Source organism: Georgenia sp. AZ-5, assembly GCF_043952095.1.
Taxonomy (GTDB): Bacteria; Actinomycetota; Actinomycetes; order Actinomycetales; family Actinomycetaceae; genus Georgenia.
This window is the reverse complement of sequence record NZ_JBINOU010000001.1, coordinates 4,359,253-4,379,442: the sequence shown is the minus strand read 5'-3', so window position 1 is coordinate 4,379,442 and position 20,190 is coordinate 4,359,253. Positions and strand designations below refer to the sequence as shown.

Below are 20,190 nucleotides of genomic sequence, written 5' to 3'. Positions count from 1 at the left end.
TCAGGCCCTCGTGGTCGATGGGGTCGGTGACGGGGAGACGGCGATCCGGGCGCCCGTCGCCTGCGTGCCGGCGGGCGCCGCCGACGAGGAGGGCGGGACGGCCGCGGTGCGCGGAGTGACCCTCCAGACGTGTTCGCCCAGGAGCTGCTTGACGTGCGCGATCCGCGTCAGCGCTGCCTTGAACTCGGTGTACAGCGGCGACAGGAGGACGTACGTCCAGAACCAGCGGGGGTGGGCGCGGACGCTGGGCTCCGCGAGGCGGTACGCCATGAGCGCCTGCAGCGGTCCTATGCCCACCGTCAGCAGGGTTGACGCGGCGAAGAGGCTGATGAACCACGAGTGCACGCCGCCGGCGAGCACGGCGTACCCCACGATGGGCACCACCTGGAGCGAGATCCACGGGTAGGCCTCCCGCCACCCGAGCAGGTGTGCCATGCCCAGGCGTTGGCGCACCGTGAGCCGCCGGGAGCGGGTGCCCGAGCCGAGCCACCGGGCCGACACCTGCGACCAGCCCTGCGCCCACCGCAGCCGCTGAGCGATCAGGTGCGGCACCGTGGTCGGGGCGAGCTCGTAGGAGAGCAGGGCGCGGTCAGAGGCGATCCTGTAGCCCGCGAGGACGGCGCGCATCGAGGAGTCGATGTCCTCCGTGAGCATGCGCTTGCGCATCCGGACCGTCCGCAGGACCGGCGTGCGCCAGTAGCCGTTGGAGCCACCGAAGATCGCGAAGCCGTGCATGCGGGCCCGGCCGGGGTGGGACACCGAGTAGATGGACTCGAACTCCACGGCCACGGTCCGCGCGACCCAGGACTGTCCGCCGTTGCGGACGACGCAGTGGCCCTGCACGACGTCGTAGCCGTTCGCCAGCCAGTGCCACGCCCGCGCGAAGGCGCCGGGCGCGGGGTGGTGGTCGGCGTCGAAGACGCCGACGATCTCGCCGTCGACGACGTCCAGGGCGGCGTTGACGTTCTGCGCCTTGGACGTCGAGCCGGGCACTCGCAGCAGCACCAGCCGCTCGTCCTGCGCGGCCATCCGCTCCAGCACGCGTTCCACCGGCAAGGGGCTGGGGCTGTTGTAGGCCAGCACGATCTGGAACCGCCCCGGATAGTCCTGCCGCTGAACGGCCCGGACCGTCTCGACGATGGTCCCCGCCTCGTTGGGCAGGTAGGCCGCGATGACGGCGCTCGCAGGCGGGTAGCTGCCGGCGGACGGGGGAGGCGGGGCGCTGCTGACGGCGAGCATCGACTCGGCGATGATGGCGGTGGAGGTCAGCGCCAGGGCCACGACGACGAGCGGGTAGACCACCGCGGTCAGATCGAGGCCCCACCGGGCCGCGGCGGCATACACCACGAACGGGACCCCCACACCCGCGGCGAGGGTCAGTGCGAGCTGGCCCCACAAGCTGGCTCCTTCGCGGGTGCCGCGGCTCACCGAGGTGCCGGCACCAGAGCGCACGCTGCGGGACGGGGGCGCGGCGTGTCCGCCGCCGGCCGGTTCGTCGCCCTCATGCCCGACGTCGCCGAGGACGGCCGCCTCATCGGCGGCGCTGAGGTGGTCCGAGGCGAAGGTCGGTTCGGTGTCGCGGCGCTCGGCACCCCGGCGGGCGGCCAGGACCGCCTGCGCGAGGGACGTGCGCGGCGACGTGCGCGACAGGGCGGTGTAGCCGACGTGCGGGGTGACGTGGACGGGCGCCCGGCTCCCCTCGCGTGGCGACGCCACCTGGTGGACGCGGGCGGCCAGGTCCTCCGCGACCCGGTTGAGCGCGTGATAGGTCGCCGACCGCCCGGCGCGGGGGACGACGAGCACGAGCTGGTCCCGTACGTCCGCGCCCACGAGGCGGGCGCCCGGGACGTGGTGCGTGAAGGCCGCGGCCACGCCGTGGGTGAGCTGCGCGGTGGGCCTGGCGATACTCCCGAGCGGTCCCTCCTCCTGGAAGGACAGGACGACGAGCGTCCACCGCCCGCTCGGGCTGGCGCTCATCGGGAGCCGTGCCAGCGCGTCGGTGATCTGGCTGGTGGAGAGGCGGACGAGCGGGCTGGCCAGGCGTTCTGGGCCGGCAGGGCGTGCCTTCCGGTCGGCCGGCAGCCGCCCGATGCGGGTGCGGGTGTCGGGGATCGTCAAGCTACTGCCTCCCAGGAGCGAAGGGATGCGGTGCTGCACTCGCCCGCGAGTACCGCGCCCTGATCAATCGGAGTGGCACCCGACCCGGTCGGGTCAGGCGCTGTCGACGCTAGGGTCGGCGACGGGTGTCGGGTAGAAGACCGGTCCGCAACGGTGCCGCAGCACGCCGCAACGCGGCCTTGCGGTACGCAAACCCAGCGCCGCGTCCCGCCAGGAACGGGCGGAGAGGCACAGAGAGGCGACGTCGTGCGCTAGGGCGACGCCGTGCGATGCGGCTCCGCGCATGGTCGGGATGCCGGCGACGGGCCGGGCGCGCATGGTCGGGATGCCGGCGACGGGCCGGGCGCGCATGGTCGGGATGCCGGCGACGGGCCGGGCGCGCATGGTCGGGATGCCGGCGACCGGCACCGCTGGGTGCGCTACGGCGCGGCCGGTGGCGTTCCGGGCTCGGTGTGCTCGGCGGCGGCGATGGGGGCCGTGGGTGGTTCGGCGGCTGCGGCAGGCTGCGGTGGTCCGTCGACCGGCATGGCCACCTGCACCGTGGTGCCGCCGCCGGGCGTCGGCAGGATCCGCACGCCGCCGTCGTGGGTGCCCATGATCGCCGCCACGATGGCCAGACCCAGGCCCGACCCACCGGAGCTGCGGGTGCGCGAGGGGTCCACCCGGTAGAACCGCTCGAACACGCGGCCGGCGTCCTCCTCGGCGATGCCGGGGCCGTGGTCGCGTACCTCCACCAGCGCCCAGCCCGTCTGCGGCCGGCCCACGGCGATCTCGACCGCGGTGCCCGCCGGGGTGTGCTGCAGCACGTTGCCCATGAGGTTGGCGACCACCTGGCGGATCTTGTTCTCGTCCGCCGTGACGACCAGCGGCGAGGGCGCGGCGGCGGGGCCGCCCGAGAGCGGCACCACGGCGGCGGGCCGGTCGGTCGCGACGGCACGGAGGTCGGCGACGGCGTCGGCGGCCACGGCGACGAGGTCCACCGGCCCGAGCTCGAGCGGGCGGCCCTCGTCCAGGCGGGCGAGCTGGAGCAGGTCCTCCACCAGCGCACCCATCCGCTTGGACTCCGACTCGATGCGGCTCATGGCCTGGCCGACGTCCTGCACGCCGCCCATCCGGTACAGCTCCCCGTACCCGCGAATCGTGGACAGCGGCGTGCGCAGCTCGTGCGAGGCGTCGGCGACGAACCGGCGCATCCGCCGCTCGGAGGCCTGCTGGGCGGCGAAGGACTGCTCGATCCGCGCCAGCATGGCGTTGAGGGAGCGCGCCAGGGAGCCGACCTCCGTCGTCGGCGGCTCGGCGGGCACGCGCCGGGAGAGGTCCCCGGCGGCGATGGCGCCGGCGGTGGCCTCGATCTCGCGCAGCGGGCGCAGCGCGCGGCGCACGGCCGCCCACGCGGCGACGGCGCCGGCCGCGGCGATGACGACCCCGGAGAGCAGGAGCAGCTGGCCGATGCGGGCCGTGGTCACGTCGACGGAGTACAGCGGCAGCGCGACCGTCACCGCGCCCACGGTGGGGCCCCCGCGCTCCTCGCCGAGCGGGAAGGTGACCGCCCGCCACCGCACCGGGGTGCCGGCGCCGGGCAGGGTGACCGGCGTGGGGGCGCCGAGGTCGGCGAGGTCCACCTCGGGCAGCCGGGGGCGCCCCAGCTGCTCGGCGTGCGGGTTGGGCACGGTGTAGGTGCGGCCGGTCCCGTCCTGGATGGCGACGTAGTAGTCCGAGGGCAGCACGGTCTGGCGCCCGCGGCCGGCGATGAGCTGGTCCACCGTCCGCTGCGCCAGCTCGCCCCCGCGCGAGCTGAGCTCCTCGTCGACCTGCTGGACCAGGTGCGTGCGCAGGACCGTCACGGTCGTCAGGCCGGCCGTGGCCAGCCCGACGAGCAGCAGCGCGGCGATGATCGCGACCAGCCGCCCGCTGAGGGGGAGGGCGTGCCAGCGCCCCCGGAGGCGGGCGAGCATCAGCGTGGGGGCTGGCGCAGCACGTAGCCCACGCCGCGCCGGGTGTGGATGAGCGGGGCCAGGTCGGTGCCGTCGTCCAGGCCGAGCGAGGCGGCGGAGTCGATCTTGCGGCGCAGGTAGGAGATGTAGGACTCGACGATGGCCGCGTCCCCGGTGAAGTCGTAGTCCCACACGTGGTCCAGGATCTGCGCCTTGGACACGACGCGCTCGGCGTTGATCATCAGGTACCGCAGCAGCTTGAACTCGGTGGGGGACAGCTCGACCAGCCGGCCGGCGCGGCGGACCTCGTGGGCGTCCTCGTCGAGCTCGAGGTCGCCGTAGCGCAGGACGGCCCCGTCGTCGGCCGTGACGTGGGTCCGGCGCAGGATGGCGCGGATGCGGGCGACGACCTCCTCGAGGCTGAAGGGCTTGGTGACGTAGTCGTCCCCGCCCACGGTGAGGCCCTGGACCTTGTCCGACATGTCGTCGCGGGCGGTGAGGAAGAGCACCGGGATGGGGTCGCCGTGCGCCCGCAGGCGCCGCAGCACGGTGAACCCGTCCATGTCCGGCAGCATGACGTCGAGCACCACGAGGTCCACCTGCTGCTCCCCGGCGGCCCGCAGGGCGGCGTTCCCGTCCGCGGCCATGACGACGTCGAAGCCGGCGAAGCGCAGCGAGGCCGAGAGCAGCTCGCGGATGCTCGGCTCGTCGTCGACGACGAGCAGGCGCGCCTCCGTGCCGCGGCCGGTGTCGGTGTCCATGACCCCCAGTCTGCCGCCGGGCCCTGGGCGTTGCCTGGGAGCGGGCTGGGTCGCCCTCGGACCGGGCGGTCAGAGGCGAACGGTGCCCGAGACGATGGTGGTGGTGTCGCCGCCCACCCAGATCTCGCCGTCGGCGGCGCGCACGTGCACCCGCCCGGCCCGGCCGAGCACGGTGCCCTGCGCCGCGACGTAGGTCTCCGGCGCCTGCCCGGTGTCCATCAGCCACCGGGCCGCGCCGGCGTTGAAGCTGCCGGTGACCGGGTCCTCGGTACCGGTGCCCATGAAGGCGCGCACCTCGAAGTCGGGGCGGTCGTCGACCCCGGCGGCGCCGTCGTCGGCGGGGTAGGGCCCGACCACGGCGACGAACAGGTCGCCCAGCTGGGAGTAGCTGGCCTGCAGGGCGAGGACCTCCTCGGCGGAGGCCAGGCGCAGGCCGATCCACACGGGGCCGTTGACCAGCCACGAGCTGTCCAGCACGGCGGAGCGGTCGATGCCCAGTGCGGCGGCCGCCCGGGCGAGCGTCGCGTCGTCGACCGGCTCGTACCGGGTCAGCGGCGGCCCGGCGAAGGCCCACCGGCCCTCCTCCTGCCGCAGCTCGACGAGCCCGGCGGCGCACTCCTGCACCAGCCGGCCCTCGGCGCGCGGGGCGTTGCCGGCCTCGAGCCACGCGTGGGCGGAGCCGAGGGTGGGGTGGCCGGCGAAGGGCAGCTCGCCGTCGGTGGTGAAGATCCGCACCCGGTAGTCGGCCTCGGGCGTCGTGGCCGGCAGCAGGAAGGTCGTCTCGGACAGGTTGGTCCACCGCGCGAAGGCCTGCATCGCGACGTCGCCGAGACCCTCGCCGTCGACCACGACGGCGACCGGGTTGCCGCGGCAGGGCTCGGCGGAGAAGACGTCGACCTGGGAGAAACGGCGCGTGTGCATGACCTGAACCGTACCGGGGCCGGCTCCTCAGCCGACGACGCTGACCCACACCGACCAGGACAGGTCCGCCAGCCGCTCCTGGTCGTAGGTGTACTCGTACCCCTGGCGGCCGGCCGTGACCCGGAGCGTGTACGCGGGGGCGTCGGGCAGCCCGTCGAAGGTCGTGGCCCACACGCACCCGCGGTCGGTGGTCGCGGGAGGCGAGTCCAGCCTCGCGCTCGCCAGCTCGGTGCCGCCGTCGTCGGTGACCACGAGGGCGGCACCGTCGAAGACCGTGCCCTCGTAGTCGGCCGCCGCGCACTCGTCGCCCTCCACCGTCATGGCGTCGCTGACGACCACGGTCAGCGACCGGGTGCCGGCCGCCCCGAGCGCCGCGTTCTCGGCGAGGAGCCAGGTGCCCAGGCCGACCCCGCCGACCGTGGCCAGCGCCACGGTGGTGAGCCACGCCCGCCGGCGGCGCGACCGCGGCGGCTGCCCGGGCCGCTCGGGCGGCGGGGCGATCTCGGCCGTCGCCGGTGCCGGCTCCGGGTGCGGCCGCGGCGGGGCGGCGGGCGTCCCCAGCGGCCGCCACGGCGCCGGCGGCGCCTCCGCTCCCCGCGGGGCCGGCGCCTCGACGGGCAACCACGCGAACGCGGCGGCCGCCGGCCGCCGGCCGGACCTGCCGTGCCGGGCGGCGACGTGACGCGGCACCGCCGTACGCTGCGCGGCCGGTCGTCGCCCGGCGAGGGCGTCCTCGAGCCGGGAGATGTCGTACTCGTCGTGCATGGCGCCCCCCACGTCCGGCTGCGACACGACGGACGATAGCGAGACGCCACAGCAGTCACACCGGTAACAGGGCGCTGCAATCAGATCGAGATCCCGCCTGCCTTCTTCCGAATCACGGGCGGCTGACTTGCCGACAGGTGGCGTCGAGGGGCCGGCCGGCGGCGTCAGAGGGCGCGGTGCGTGAGCCGGCCGGCGACGAGGGTGGCCGCCACGGGAATGGTCCGCAGGCGCTCGGCCACCTCGGCGCTGGTCCCGGGGGCCAGCGGGTCGGCGTCCAGCAGGACCAGGTCCGCCGGGCTGCCGGGCGCCGGCGTGCCCCGCCCGTCGGTGCTCGCCGCCAGCGCCTGCGCGGCGGTGAGCTGCTGCTCGGGGTGCCAGGGCGCGCGCTCGTCGGCGCTGCGGTGCACCGCGGCGGCCATGGCGAGCCACGGGTCCAGCGCGGCCACCGGGGCGTCGGAGCCGAGGGCGAGCGTGACGCCGGCGTCGAGCAGCTCCCGCAGCGGGAAGGCGTGGGCGGTGCGGCCGGGCCACGCCGTCTCGGCGACGTCGCGGTCGTCGAGCAGGTGCGCGGGCTGCACGCTCGCCACCACGCCCAGGGCGGCCATCCGGGGAACATCCGCCGGGTCGACGAGCTGGGCGTGCTCGATGCTGCCGCGCGCGCCGGTCGCCTCGAGGGCGTCGAGGGCCAGTGCCACGGCGGCGTCGCCGATGGCGTGGACGGCGACGGCGAGCCCGCCCGCCGCGGCGCGGCGCAGCAGCCGCTCGAGGTCGGCGGCCGGCACGGACTGCTGCCCGTGCGGGTGGCCCGGGTCGCCGGGCTCGGGGTAGGGGGCGCGGCAGTGGGCCGTGCGGGTGTTGAGCGCGCCGTCCGAGATGATCTTCAGCGGGCCCATCGTGGCCAGCCCGCGCGCCCCGGGCAGCGGCGCCCCGGTGCGCAGCCCCGCGGCGAGCACCTCCTCCAGGCGGTCGGGGTAGACGCCGGTGCGCACCCGGACCAGGTCCAGGCCGCGGGCGATGCGCTCGGGCCACGCGAGCTCGTTGGCGCCGAACTCCAGCTCGGTGAGGCCGACGATGCCCATGGCGGCCGCCCGCTCGAGCGCCTCGGCGTAGCCACGGTCGGGCACCGCGCCGGTGAGGGCGGGGACGCGGCCGAGGGCGTCGAACCACGGGGTCTCGCGCACCAGGCCGTCGTCGTCGCCGGCGGGCGGGAGCCCCAGCGAGGCGCGGGCGGCGCTGCTGAGCCAGCCGCAGTGCACGTCGCCGGAGACCAGCACCACCGGGAGAGCGCCGGCGACGGCGTCGAGCGCGGCGAGGCTCGGGACGTCGGGCCAGAGGGCGTCGCGGAAGCCGAAGCCCACCAGCGCGCGGCGGTCCGGGTGCGTGGCGAGCCGCTCGCGCACCAGGGCCACCACCTCGGCGGCGCTGCGGGCGGCGGAGACGTCCAGCCGCCCGGAGGTGCCCGCCCACTGGCCCAGGTGCACGTGGTGGTCCCACAGGCCGGGGATGACCCAGCGGCCCTCTGCCTCCAGGAGCTCCTCGCCGGGGGCGCGCTCCAGCCGCGGCCCCACCGCCGTCACGGCGCCGTCGACGACGCGCAGGTCCACCGGGCCGGCCGCCGGCCCGGCCGGGGCGGGCGCGCCCGGACGGGCCGGGGGGACGGCGGGCGTCGGCGGGTGCACGGGCACCGGCCGCAAGCCGCGGAGCAGCACCGACCCGGTGAGCCGGCCGCCGTCGTCCGCGGTGGCCGAGGGCCGCGGTCGGGGCGCGCCGGCGGTCATACCGGGCGGGATCCGGTCACAGGTACCGGGTCGGGTCGAAGGAGGCGAGCGGGATGATCCGCACCCGGGGGAGGACGGCGTTGAACGCCCCGAGGTCGTCCTCCAGGTCGTAGATCTTCAGGCCCCGCTCGGACAGCGCAGCCAGCTCGGAGTTGAGGAACTCGCGGAAGCAGAGCACGCCGACGCGGCGGCCGTCCGCGAGCAGGCGCTCCATCTGCGGGATGAAGTCCCCGTCGTGGGAGGCGAGGAGCACGTCGCCGGCGCCCTGCGCGAGGATGGCGTCGAGCGTGCGCTGGATGCCGACGTCGACGACCTTCTCCGCGCCGGTGCCGGCCAGCGGGATGGGGTGGAAGGCCATCGCCAGCAGCGCCTGGACGAAGCTCATCGGCATCTGCCCGCTGGTCGCGTTGAGGAAGAACAGCCCGCGCGCGTCCTCGTGCCACACCTCCTCGGTGAAGTGCAGGATGCGGTCCCACCGCGGGCGCTCCGCGGGCTCCGGGCGGCGGCCCAGCACGCTCATGCCGAGCGTGGCGTCGATGTTCTCGCCGTCGACGAGGAGGTACGTGGTGCTCGCTGCTGCAGACATGGGCACAGCGTAGTTGTCGGCAACGCCCGTCCGGGGTGATCCGCCGGGGACGTCGCGGCAGGTCAGGCCACGACGGCGTCGATGGCGGCCGGGCTGAGCACGTGGGCGGTGGCCATGCCGCTGGCCCCCAGCACGGCGGCGCGGCCGGCGGTGCGGGAGACGACGACCCGCAGGTGCTGCGTGGCCAGCGGCAGGGAGTCCTGGTAGACCACCTCGCGGATGCCCGCGATGAGCTGCTCCCCGGCCGCGGCGAGGCTCCCGCCGACGACGATGACCGACGGGTTGAGCAGGTTCACGCAGCCGGCGAGCACGCCGCCGATGACCCGGCCGGCCTGGCGCACCGCCCGGCCGGCGGTGACGTCCCCGGCGTGCACCAGCTCGACGACGTCGCTGCTGGTGGTGGCGTCCAGGCCCTTCTCCCGCAAGGCGGCCGCGATGGCGGTGCCGCTCGCGACGGCCTCCAGGCAGCCGGTGTTGCCGCAGCGGCACGGCAGCTGAGGGCCCTGGCGCACCTTGATGTGCCCGAGGTCCCCGGCGGCGCCCTGGGCGCCGCGGCGCAGCTGGCCGTCGCTGATGATGCCTGAGCCGATGCCCGTGGCCACCTTGACGAAGAGCAGGTCCTGGACGCCCGGCATCACGACGGTGTGCTCGCCGAGCGCCATGAGGTTGACGTCGTTGTCCACCAGCACCGGGGCGTCGAAGGCCCCCCGGAGCCGGGCGGCGACGTCGTAGCCGTGCCAGCCCGGCATGATCGGCGGGTTCACCGGGCGTCCGGTGGAGTGCTCGACCGGCCCGGGCAGGCCCACGCCGACGGCGACGAGGTCGCTCGCCGGGCGGCCGGTGCTCTCCACCAGGCCCCGGCCGGCGGTGCCCACCCAGTCCAGGACCCTGTCCGGGCCGTCGGCGATCGCCAGCGGCTCGCCGGCCTCGGCGAGGACGGTGCCGGCGAGGTCGGTCACGGCCAGGCGGGCGTGCACGGCGCCGAGGTCGACGGCGAGGACGACGCGGACGGCGGGGTTGAACCGGAACGTCGCGGGCGGGCGGCCGCCGGTCGAGGAGGCCTCGCCCGCCGGCTCGACCAGGCCGATGCCGACGAGCTGGTCGACCCGGGCGGCGATGGTGGAGCGGGCCTGCCCGGTACGGGCGGCGATCTCCGAGCGGGTCCACGAGCGGCCGTCGCGCAGCAGCTGGAAAAGGTCGCCCGCGCCGCTCAGCCGCGGTGGGGCGAGGGTGGTCGTCGCTCCGGGATCGCTCATGGGCACAGTCAAGCACCTCGCCTTCCGTAGCCACTATCCCATAGTGCGTCGATATGTGTGCAACTTTTGCTTGACGCGCGACGAAAGACTGTTAGGTTCGCCACATGGCCGACGTGGGTTTCGAGAAGACCGGTCCGGGCGATGCCGCCGCCGCGGACCCGCTCCTGCAGATGCGTGGCATCGTCAAGACCTTCCCAGGCGCGCGCGCCCTGGACGGTGTCGACCTGGACATCCGTGCGGGCGAGGTGCACTGCCTCCTCGGCCAGAACGGCGCCGGGAAGTCGACGCTGATCAAGATCCTCTCGGGCGCGCACCAGCCCGACGCCGGCGAGATCCGCTGGCGCGGGGACCCGGTGACCATCCCGACGCCGGTGGCCGCGCTGCAGCTCGGCGTGGCCACGATCTACCAGGAGCTCGACGTCGTCGACGGGCTGAGCGTGGCGGAGAACGTCTTCCTTGGCCACGAGCTCGCCTCCGGCGGCTTCCTCCAGCGCTCGGCGGCGCACGCCCGCACCCGCGAGATCCTGCAGCGGCTGGGGCACGGGGAGATCCCGCCCGGCCGGGAGGTCGGGCGCCTGGCCGCCGCCGGCAAGCAGATCGTCTCCGTCGCCCGCGCGCTCTCGCACGACGCGAAGGTCATCGTCATGGACGAGCCCTCCGCGGTCCTGGACCCCGAGGAGGTGCGCAACCTCTTCCGGGTGGTGCGCGCCCTCTCGGCCGAGGGGGTCGCCGTCATCTACATCTCGCACCGGCTGGAGGAGATCCGCGAGATCGGCCACCGGATGACCGTCCTGAAGGACGGGCGCACGGTCGCCGCCAACCTTGAGGTGGCCGGCACCCCCACCTCGGACCTCATCCGCCTGATGACCGGCCGCACGCTGGAGTCCCTCGGGCGTGAGCAGCGCGCCCTCGACGGCGCCCCCACGGTCCTGGAGGTGGAGAACCTCAGCCTCGCCGGCGTCTTCTCCGACGTCTCCTTCTCGGTGCGCGCCGGCGAGGTGGTCGGCCTGGCCGGCCTCGTCGGCGCCGGGCGGTCGGAGATCCTGGAGACGATCTACGGCGCCCGCCGCGCCGCCGCCGGGACCGTGCGCGTGAACGGCGAGGAGATACGCCCCGGCTCGGTGCCCGCCGCCGTCGGCCAGGGCATCGGGCTGGCGCCCGAGGAGCGCAAGAGCCAGGGGCTGCTGCTGGACGAGCCGGTCTACCGCAACATCACGCTGTCCTCCTTCACCCGGTTCGCGCGGACGGGCTTCCTCGACGAGCGGGCCGAGCGGGCGGCCGCGGACGAGCAGATCCGCGCGCTGCAGGTGGCGCCCGCCGACGCCGGGCGGCGGATCCGCACCCTCTCGGGCGGCAACCAGCAGAAGGCCATGCTCGCGCGGTGGCTGGTGCACGGCTGCTCCGTGCTGCTGCTCGACGAGCCCACCCGCGGCGTCGACGTCGGCGCCCGGGCGGAGATCTACGCCCTCATCCGCGAGCTCGCCCGGCGCGGGGCCGCCGTCGTGGTCGTCTCCAGCGAGCTCGAGGAGGTCCTCAACCTCTCCGACCAGGTCCTGGTCATCGCCGACGGGCGCGTGGTCCACCACGGCCTGTCCCACCTCATCGACGAGCACGGCGTGCTCGACCTCGTCATGGAAGGAGCCCGCTCGTGAGCGAGCAACCACCGGGGCGCGGCGCGGGGGACCTCCCCCCGACGAACCGCGACTCCCTGCCCCACGCCGGGGCCGAGGCCCCGCTCGGGCCGACGCCCGGCAAGGGCGGCGCCGGCGCGGTGACGGCGCCGATCACCGGCACCACCGCCGCCGGCGAGCGGGGTGGCACGTCCACCGCGGCCCGGCTGCGCCGCCTGGGCCTCGGCCGCGACATCGGCCTGGTCCTCGCTCTCGTCCTGCTGTGCGTGGTCGGCGTCGTCACGGCCGGCGAGCGCTTCGTCAGCCTGGACAACATCATGACGATCCTGCGCCTGGCCGCCGTCATCGGCGTCCTCAGCGTGGGCATGACCTTCGTGATCACCGGCGGCGGCATCGACCTGTCCATCGGGTCGGTCATGGGGCTGGCGACGGTGTGGGCCACCACGCTGGCCACCCAGACCTACGCGATGAACATCCACTGGCTCGTCATGGTCCTCACGGCGCTGCTCGTGGGCACCGGCGCGGGGCTGGTCAACGGCGTGCTGGTCGCCTACGGCAAGGTGGTCGCCTTCATCGCGACCCTCGCGATGATGGTCGCCGCCCGCGGGCTCGCCGAGATCATCGCCAACCGGCAGACGCAGATCGTCACCGTCCAGCCGTTCCTGGACTTCTTCCGGGCCGACCTGCTGAGCATCCCGGTGCTGGTGTGGATCTTCGCGGTGGTCGCCGTGGCCGGCTGGGTGCTGCTCAACCGCACCACCTTCGGGCGGCGCACCATCGCCGTCGGCGGCAACCCGGAGGCCGCCCGGCTGGCGGGCATCAAGGTCCAGCGCCACACCATGTACCTGTACGCCCTGGCCGGGCTCAGCGCCGGCATCGGCGCGGTGATGATGCTCGCCCGCACGACCGCCGGGTCCTCCACCCACGGCCAGCTGTACGAGCTGGACGCCATCGCAGCGGTCGTCGTCGGCGGCACCCTGCTGATGGGCGGGCGGGGCACCATCGTCGGCACCGTCTTCGGCGTGCTGATCTTCTCCACGCTCACCAACGTGTTCACGCAGAACAACCTGTCCATCTCGGCCCAGTCCGTGGCCAAGGGCGCGATCATCGTCGCCGCCGTGCTGCTGCAGCAGCGCTTCGCCGCCCGCTCCCGCGCCACCTAGCCCGGTCGCGCCGCGCCGGCGGTCCGCTCGCCGCCCCGGCGGCGGCGCGGCCTGGCGTCCCGCCAACTCCTGCACCACCGCCCCAACCACCGCCCCGTCCCACCCCCGCACCACCCCTGCTCAAGGAGGAGCGTCATGTCTGCCAAGATCCGCCGTCGTCTCGCCACGACCCTCGGCCTGGCCGCCTCGGTGGCCCTGCTCGCGGGCTGCACCTCGAACGAGCCCGCCGCCCCGCAGGACCAGGGCGGCGGCAACGGCAACGCCGCGCCCGCCGGCGAGAACGACGAGCCGGGCGACACCGTCACCATCGGCTTCTCGGCGCCGGCCGCCGACCACGGCTGGATGGGCGCCATCACCTCGGCGGCCCAGGCCGAGGCGGAGCAGTACGAGGACGTCGAGCTGCGCGTCGCCGAGGGCACCAACGACGTCAACCTCCAGATCAGCCAGGTCGAGCAGTTCATCAACGACGGCGTCGACGCCATCGTGCTGCTGCCGTTCGACGGCGCCGCCCTGACGGAGGTGGCCACCGAGGCCATGGAGGCCGGCATCACGGTCGTCAACGTGGACCGGGAGTTCTCCAGCCCGTTCGCGGCGCGCACCACCATCCTCGGCGACAACTACGGCATGGGCGTCAGCGCCGGCACGTACATCTGCGAGCGCCTGGGCGACAACCCCGACGCCGTCGTCGCCGAGATCGCCGGCATCGACAACCTGCCGCTGACCCAGGACCGCAGCCGGGGCTTCGCCGACGCGCTCGCCGACTGCGGGCTGGAGGTCTCCAACCGGGTGGCCGCCGACTTCACCGTCCAGGGCGGCGAGGCGGCGGCGGCCAACCTGCTGCAGGCGGCGCCGCAGATCGACGCCATCTGGAACCACGACGACGACCAGGGCGTCGGGGTCATGGCCGCCATCGAGAACGCGGGCCGCGACGAGTTCTTCGTGGTCGGCGGCGCCGGCTCGGCCAACGTGATGCGGGAGATCCAGTCCGGCGACTCCGTCGTCGAGGCGACGGTCGTCTACCCGGCCACCCAGGCCGCCGACGGCATCAAGCTGGCCCGGCTGCTGGTGCAGGGCAAGGCCATGACCGACCTGGTCGAGGTGGAGGTGCCGCGCACCATCCAGCTGTACGCGCCCGTGGTCACCGCCGAGAACGTCGACCAGTACATCGGCACCGCGTTCGAGTCCTGAGCCCTCCGGCGCGCCGGCACCCCCGGCGCGCCGGGTTCGACGAGTGAGGAGACTCGGATGACACACGCAGCGCCCCGGCTCGGGGTCGCGATGATCGGCTACGCCTTCATGGGCCGCGCCCACTCGCAGGCGTGGCGCACGGCCCCGCGGTTCTTCGACCTGCCGCTGCGCCCGGAGATGACGGTGCTGGTCGGCCGCACCGAGGCGGCGGCGGCCGAGGCCGCCGACCGCCTGGGCTGGGCCGGCGTCGAGACGGACTGGCGGCGGGTCCTCGAGCGCGACGACGTGGACCTGGTCGACGTGTGCACGCCCGGCGACACGCACGCGGAGATCGCCCTCGCCGCCCTGGAGGCGGGCAAGCACGTGCTCATGGAGAAGCCCATGGCCAACACCCTCGCGGAGGCGGAGGCGATGGCCGGGGCCGCGCGGACCGCGGCCCCCGCGACGCGCGCGATGGTCGGCTTCACCTACCGCCGGGTGCCCGCCGTCCAGCTCGCGCGCCAGCTGGTCGCCGACGGGCGCGTCGGGGAGGTGCGCCAGGTGCGCGCGCAGTACCTCCAGGACTGGCTCGCCGACCCCGACGCCCCGCTGTCCTGGCGCCTGGACAAGGCGAAGGCGGGGTCCGGCGCGCTCGGCGACATCGGCGCGCACATCGTGGACCTCACCCACTTCATCACCGGGCAGCAGGTGGTGGGCGTCTCGGCGATGCTCGACACCTTCGTGACCGAGCGGCCGGTGGCCACCAGCTTCGCCGGGCTGCACGGCACCGGCGGCGCCGAGCGTGGACCGGTCACGGTCGACGACGCGGCGGTGTTCCTCGGACGGCTCGCCTCCGGGGCGCCCGCCACCTTCGAGGCCACCCGGTTCGCCTGGGGACGGAAGAACGCGATCCGCGTCGAGGTCACCGGCACGCGCGGCGCCCTGGCGTTCGACTTCGAGGACATGAACGTCCTGAACTTCTTCGACGCCGCGGAGGACGACCGCACCGCCGGGTTCCGCCGCATCCTCGTCACCGAGCCCAGCCACCCGTACATGGCGAGCTGGTGGCCGGCCGGGCACGGGCTCGGGTACGAGCACGCGTTCAGCCACCAGGTGGTCGACCTCGTCGGCGCGCTCGCGGCGGGGGAGCAGCCCACCCCGTCCTTCGACGACGGCCTCGCCGTCCAGCGGGTGCTCGACGCCGTGGAGCGTTCGGCGGCCGCCGGCAGCACCTACACGTCCGTCGACGGCGGCGACGCCGTCACGGGCGACCGTCCGGCCGGCGCCGCCGTCACGGGCGACCGTCCGGCCGGCGCCGCCGTCACGGGCGACCGTCCGGCCGGCGCCGTCGACACGGGAGCCCGCCCGGCCGGCGCCACCACGCGACCCGGCACGTCCCTTTCGAGCGAAGGAGCCTGAGATGGCACGACCGATCACGTTGTTCACCGGGCAGTGGGCCGACCTGCCCTTCGAGGAGGTCGCCCGCCTCGCCGCCGGGTGGGGCTACGACGGACTGGAGATCGCCTGCTGGGGCGACCACCTGGACCCCTGGCGCGGCGCCGAGGACGACGACTACATCCAGTCACGGCTCGACGTGCTCGAGAAGCACGGGCTGAAGGTGTACGCCATCTCCAACCACCTCAAGGGGCAGGCCGTCTGCGACGACCCCATCGACGCCCGGCACCGCGACATGCTCCCGGACCGGATCTGGGGCGACGGCGAGCCCGAGGGGGTGCGCCGGCGCGCCGCCGAGGAGATGAAGATGACGGCCCGCACCGCGGCCCGGCTGGGGGTGAAGACCGTCGTCGGCTTCACCGGCTCCTCGATCTGGAAGTACGTCGCCATGTTCCCGCCGGCGAAGGCCGAGTGGGTGGACGCCGGCTACCGGGACTTCGCCGACCGGTGGAACCCGATCCTCGACGTCTTCGACGAGGTCGGCGTGCGCTTCGCCCACGAGGTCCACCCGTCCGAGATCGCCTACGACTACTGGACCACCGTCCGGACGCTGGAGGCGATCGGCCACCGCGAGGCCTTCGGGCTGAACTGGGACCCGAGCCACTTCGTGTGGCAGGACCTCGACCCGGTGGGGTTCATGTGGGACTTCAAGGACCGGATCTACCACGTGGACTGCAAGGACGCGAAGCGTCGCGTGGGCAACGGGCGCAACGGGCGGCTCGGCTCGCACCTGCCGTGGGGCGACCCGCGCCGCGGGTGGGACTTCGTCTCCACCGGCCGCGGGGACGTGCCGTGGGAGGACGCCTTCCGGATGCTCAACACCATCGGCTACGCCGGGCCCATCTCCATCGAGTGGGAGGACGCCGGGATGCACCGGCTCGAGGGCGCGCCCGCCGCGCTCGGGTTCGTGCGCAGCCTGGCCTTCGAGAAGCCGGAGGCGTCCTTCGACGCGGCGTTCGCGGCCCGCTGACGGGCGCCCGGCCGCTACCTCGGCGGGCCGGCGGGCGAGAGCGACGCTCCCGGGGCGGACCGCTCGGCTGCGACGTCGCTGCAGAACGTCGCACTCGCGTGTGGAGCGGCCGAGGCCGAAGGGCAGCTCGCGGCGGTGCCGGGCGTCGTCGACGTGGGCCAAGGCATCGAGACCCAGCGAGATAGAACCGCTCACCCGAGATAGAACGCCACAGCGTTCTATCTCGACGGTTGTGTTCTACTCGGGCCCCGCCGGTGACGGGACGGGCCGTGCGGGGCAAACGTGGCCTCACGGCGTTGACGATCAGCGGTTGGCGCGCAGCTCGATGTTCACAGTGCGCGCCTTGCTGGCCCGGCATCCACCCCCGCCGGCACACGAGGGCCCCGCCGCGGTCGGGAGACCGTGGCGGGGCCCTGGGCCGCCTGGGCGACGGCGCGCCTCCCGAGAGGGGACGGCGCCGTCGACGCGTTAGTACGTGGTCTTGTCCTCCTCGGGCGTGAGGTTCGCGGAACCCTCGTCGGTGCCGGTCGCCGTCGCACCGATCTGCTGCGGCGCGCTCGTGCCGCCCTTGAGCGCCGCCAGCCGCGCCTCGATCTCGGCGTTGCGGCCGTAGTCCTCGAGCTCGGCGAACTGGTCCTCGATGGAGCCCGCCTGCAGCTCGGCCTGGCCGGCGACGTAGGCCTCCTCGCGGCGGACCTGCTCCTCGAAGCGGGCGATCTCGCTGGTCGGGTCCATGACGTTGATGGAGGAGATCGCACCCTGGACGGTCTTCTGCGCCTGCGCGGTCTTGGCCCGGGCGACCAGCTGGTCCCGCTTGGACTTCAGCTCGTCGAGCTTGATCCGCATGTCCTGCAGGCCGTCCTTGAGCTTGGCGACGACCTCGTTCTGCGAGGCGATCATCGGCTCGGCTGCCCTCGCCTCGTTCTCCGCGGCGATCTGCTTGCCGATGGCCACCTTGGCCAGGTTGTCGAAGCGGGCAGCCTCGGCCGCGTCGCCCTTCGCGCGCACGTCCTCGGCCTTCGTCGCCGCGGCGAGCGCCTTCTGCCCCCAGTCCCGGGCCTCGGCGATGTCCGCGGCGTGGTCCTGCTCGGCCAGCCGGAGGTTGCCGATGGTCACCGCGACGGCGTCCTCGGCCTCGGCGATGGAGGAGGTGTAGTCGCGCACCAGCTGGTCCAGCATCTTCTGCGGGTCCTCGGCGCGGTCGATGAGCGCGTTGACGTTGGCCCGGGTGAGCTGGGCGATGCGGCCAAGGATGCTCTGCTTCTCTGCCATGGTGTTGCCCTTCCTGGTTGAGATCTGCTGCGATGACGTGCGGGCTCGGCGCCGCAGGCGGGAGAACATCGGTCGGCCGCTCAGAAGCCACCACCGCCGCCGTCGAATCCGCCACCACCGAAGTCGCCGCCACCGCCGCCGAAGCCCCCGCCACCGCCGCCGAAGCCGCCGCCCCAGCCGCCACCGTGGTGGCCGCCGCCGAGCAGGATGCCGCCCAGGATCAGGGAGCCGACGTCGATGCCGCCGCGGCGCGGGCCGCCGAACCCGCCGAAGCCGCCGCCGTACCCGGCGAAGTCGTCGTACCGCTCCGCGTCCCGCTCGGCGAGGCGCTGGGCGTCGCCGGCCATCTGCTCGGCGCGGGCCACCGCCTCCAGGGCCGCCATCGGCTCGGTGCGGGCGAGCCGGTGGGCCTCGTGCGCCAGGCGCTCCGCCTCGGACAGGCGCGTCCGGGCGTCGGACCCGACGGTGCCCCGGCGCGTGGCGATGTAGTCCGAGACGGCGCGAATCTGGGAGTCGAGCCGGCCCAGCCGGTCGTAGAGCTGGGCAGCCGCGCGCCGGTTGTTCTCGTCGGTCTCCCGCGCCGGCGCCAGGGCGGCGTCGATCGCGCTCTCCGCCGCGGTCAGCCGCTGGATCGCGGCGAGGGGGTCCCCGCCCTCACGCGCCTGCTGGCCGAGCGCGATGGCAGCCTCCGCCTCCTTGCGCCGCGCGACGACCACCGGGTCCCGCGGGGCGAGGCGGTTGGCGTCGCGCACGTCGGCGGTGATGGACGCGATGGCGGCGTCGAGCCGGGAACCGGCCTCGGCGAGCGCCCGGCCCGCGCCGTGGACGTTCTTGAGCAGGGTGTCGGCCTGCCCGATGGCCTCCTCGGCCACCCGGGCGTGGGTGACGGCCGTGGCGCGGTCGTCCGCCTCGACCTTCGCGCGGCCGTCCTGGACGGACCGCCGGGCGGAGTCGAGCAGGGCCTTGGCCTGGTCAGGGTTCTTCGACACCGAGGCCAGCGCCCCGGCCGGGTAGCGCGTGGCCAGCTGCGCCAGCTCCACTCGGGCGCTCTCGATCTGCCTGGCCACCTCCCCGGCGCGCTGCTCGAGCTCGTCGAGGATCTGCGGTGCGCGGGCCTGCATGTTGCGGAGCTTCGCGAACTGGTCCGCCTGCGCCTTGAGCGTCGCGTTGATGTCGTCCGTCAGCTGCAGGATCTCCGCGTACATCTCGCGCTGCTGCGGCTCGGTCTCGGGGACGTCGTCGTCGAGCTGCTGGCGCAGGTAGAAGGCCCGCTGCGCCTTGGTCTTGGCCTGCGCGAGCGCGGCGGTGAAGGCATCGGTGGCCTGCAGCCCGAACTGGGCCTTGGCGAAGCCGAGCTCCTCCTCGGAGGAGCGGATGGCGTCGTCGGCGCCCACGAGGGCGGTGCCGGCCCGCTTGGCGAGCTCCGGCGTCGGGAGGTTCAGCGGGTGGTCGCGCGGCAGGGTGCGCTGGGGCCCGGCCGGGCGCGCGGCTTCCTGCTTCTTGCGACGCAGGACCAGGAACGCACCGACGGCCACGATCGCGATGACGCCGATGATCAGCACCGTGCCGAAGAAGCCGCCCCCGCCGTCGCCGGCGGGGTTGCCGCCCGTGGCGAGCTCGCCCACGCCCTCGGCGAACGTGGTCGCCGCACCGGCCCAGTCGCCGGCGCCGAGCAGGGGAGCGACCTCCTGATCCGTGAAGCCCTGCAGCTCCTGGAAGTCCACCGGAGAGGAGGAGTGCCGTCCCAGTCCGTACTGGCTGATGTCCATGCCGACGGCCAGGAGGACGTTGTTGGGGCCGAGCCCGGACGCCGTCGCGGTCTCCTCCGCCCAGACCTCGTTGGTCAGCTCGTCGAAGTCGTCGACGAACGTGACGTACACCAGCTGGCCGGTGTCGGCCTGCACCTGCTCGATCGTCTGCTGGATCTCCTCCGCGTCGCCGCTCTCCAGCACCCCGGCGGAGTCGGTGACCTGCTCGGTGAGCTGCTGCGGCGGCTCGGCGGCCGCGGGCCCGGCGAGGGCCACGGCGGGAAGGGCGACCAGGACGGCAACGACCGCGGACCGGGCGGCGGCGACGAGTCTCACGTCGTGATCCTCGCGGGCGCGCCGGGGCGGCGCAATGGCGAAACGGCTCCGTTCGCCAAGGGAGGAGAGCGGGAACCATCGGCGCGCGCCCCGACGCGATCGCGCCGCATGTGGGGCTGGAGTGAACCGGGACCGCGGCGGACGGCCCGAGCCGATGCTCATCCGTCACGGTTGTGGCGCGATAGCAGCACCCCGGGCCGACCGACGCAGCGCCTGAGCCGATGCAGCGCCTGAGCCGATGCAGCGCCTGAGCCGATGCAGCGCCCGGGCCGACGCAGCGCCCGGGCCGACGCAGCGCCCGGGCCGGCGCGCGCGGCGGGGTGCGCCGC

General features: G+C 74.6%; 16 protein-coding genes. 5 read left to right on the top strand and 11 right to left on the bottom strand.

Annotated elements, in window-relative coordinates:
* From ACF0H8_RS20250 to ACF0H8_RS20210, 9 genes are all read right to left on the bottom strand, one after another.
* The gene (locus tag ACF0H8_RS20250) at window positions 1-2,118 is read right to left on the bottom strand and encodes a glycosyltransferase (RefSeq protein ID WP_395290639.1); all 2,118 of its coding nucleotides are present in this window, start codon (window positions 2,116-2,118) and stop codon (window positions 1-3) included.
* Between the two features lie 93 nt (window positions 2,119-2,211).
* The gene (locus ACF0H8_RS20245) at window positions 2,212-2,502 is read right to left on the bottom strand and encodes a hypothetical protein (RefSeq protein WP_395290638.1); all 291 of its coding nucleotides are present in this window, start codon (window positions 2,500-2,502) and stop codon (window positions 2,212-2,214) included.
* Window positions 2,503-2,537: 35 nt separating this feature from the next.
* Window positions 2,538-4,073, bottom strand: a complete 1,536-nt coding sequence (locus ACF0H8_RS20240; protein ID WP_395290637.1) for a sensor histidine kinase — start codon at window positions 4,071-4,073, stop codon at window positions 2,538-2,540.
* Complete coding sequence (locus tag ACF0H8_RS20235) at window positions 4,073-4,813, bottom strand: response regulator transcription factor (protein ID WP_395290636.1); 741 nt, start codon at window positions 4,811-4,813, stop codon at window positions 4,073-4,075. Before ACF0H8_RS20235 ends, ACF0H8_RS20240 begins: the two co-directional genes overlap by 1 nt.
* A 69-nt stretch (window positions 4,814-4,882) precedes the next feature.
* Window positions 4,883-5,734, bottom strand: a complete 852-nt coding sequence (locus tag ACF0H8_RS20230) for a PhzF family phenazine biosynthesis protein (protein ID WP_395290635.1) — start codon at window positions 5,732-5,734, stop codon at window positions 4,883-4,885.
* A gap of 27 nt (window positions 5,735-5,761) precedes the next feature.
* Window positions 5,762-6,526, bottom strand: a complete 765-nt coding sequence (locus ACF0H8_RS20225; protein ID WP_395290634.1) for a hypothetical protein — start codon at window positions 6,524-6,526, stop codon at window positions 5,762-5,764.
* A gap of 137 nt (window positions 6,527-6,663) precedes the next feature.
* Complete coding sequence (locus ACF0H8_RS20220; RefSeq protein ID WP_395290633.1) at window positions 6,664-8,277, bottom strand: amidohydrolase; 1,614 nt, start codon at window positions 8,275-8,277, stop codon at window positions 6,664-6,666.
* A gap of 16 nt (window positions 8,278-8,293) precedes the next feature.
* Window positions 8,294-8,863 (bottom strand): NYN domain-containing protein, encoded by a 570-nt coding sequence (locus ACF0H8_RS20215; protein WP_395290632.1) that lies wholly within the window; start codon window positions 8,861-8,863, stop codon window positions 8,294-8,296.
* Between the two features lie 62 nt (window positions 8,864-8,925).
* A complete protein-coding gene (locus ACF0H8_RS20210) occupies window positions 8,926-10,119 on the bottom strand; it encodes an ROK family protein (protein WP_395290631.1) in 1,194 nt (397 codons plus the stop codon).
* 104 nt (window positions 10,120-10,223) lie between these two features.
* Between ACF0H8_RS20210 and ACF0H8_RS20205 the strand changes: the two genes are divergently transcribed.
* The 5 genes from ACF0H8_RS20205 (at window position 10,224) to ACF0H8_RS20185 (ending at window position 16,505) form a co-directional block, all read left to right on the top strand.
* Entirely contained in the window at window positions 10,224-11,771 is a 1,548-nt protein-coding gene (locus tag ACF0H8_RS20205; RefSeq protein ID WP_395290630.1) for a sugar ABC transporter ATP-binding protein, read from the top strand.
* A 185-nt stretch (window positions 11,772-11,956) separates the two neighbouring features.
* A complete protein-coding gene (locus ACF0H8_RS20200) occupies window positions 11,957-12,913 on the top strand; it encodes an ABC transporter permease (protein WP_395290941.1) in 957 nt (318 codons plus the stop codon).
* Between the two features lie 135 nt (window positions 12,914-13,048).
* On the top strand, window positions 13,049-14,101 hold the full coding sequence (locus ACF0H8_RS20195; RefSeq protein ID WP_395290629.1) for a substrate-binding domain-containing protein: 1,053 nt from the start codon (window positions 13,049-13,051) through the stop codon (window positions 14,099-14,101).
* Between the two features lie 57 nt (window positions 14,102-14,158).
* Window positions 14,159-15,499, top strand: coding sequence for a Gfo/Idh/MocA family protein (locus tag ACF0H8_RS20190; protein ID WP_395290628.1), 1,341 nt, complete (start codon window positions 14,159-14,161; stop codon window positions 15,497-15,499).
* A gap of 1 nt (window position 15,500) precedes the next feature.
* A complete protein-coding gene (locus ACF0H8_RS20185) occupies window positions 15,501-16,505 on the top strand; it encodes a sugar phosphate isomerase/epimerase family protein (protein WP_395290627.1) in 1,005 nt (334 codons plus the stop codon).
* 468 nt (window positions 16,506-16,973) lie between these two features.
* On the opposite strand, the gene ACF0H8_RS20180 is transcribed toward ACF0H8_RS20185, so the two are convergent.
* Both ACF0H8_RS20180 and ACF0H8_RS20175 read right to left on the bottom strand, forming a co-directional pair.
* Window positions 16,974-17,777 carry a PspA/IM30 family protein gene (locus tag ACF0H8_RS20180; RefSeq protein WP_395290626.1) on the bottom strand — a complete coding sequence of 268 codons (804 nt, stop codon included), beginning with the start codon at window positions 17,775-17,777 and terminating at the stop codon, window positions 16,974-16,976.
* Window positions 17,778-17,857: 80 nt separating this feature from the next.
* On the bottom strand, window positions 17,858-19,861 hold the full coding sequence (locus ACF0H8_RS20175) for a TPM domain-containing protein (protein ID WP_395290625.1): 2,004 nt from the start codon (window positions 19,859-19,861) through the stop codon (window positions 17,858-17,860).
* Window positions 19,862-20,190: the final 329 nt, after the last annotated feature.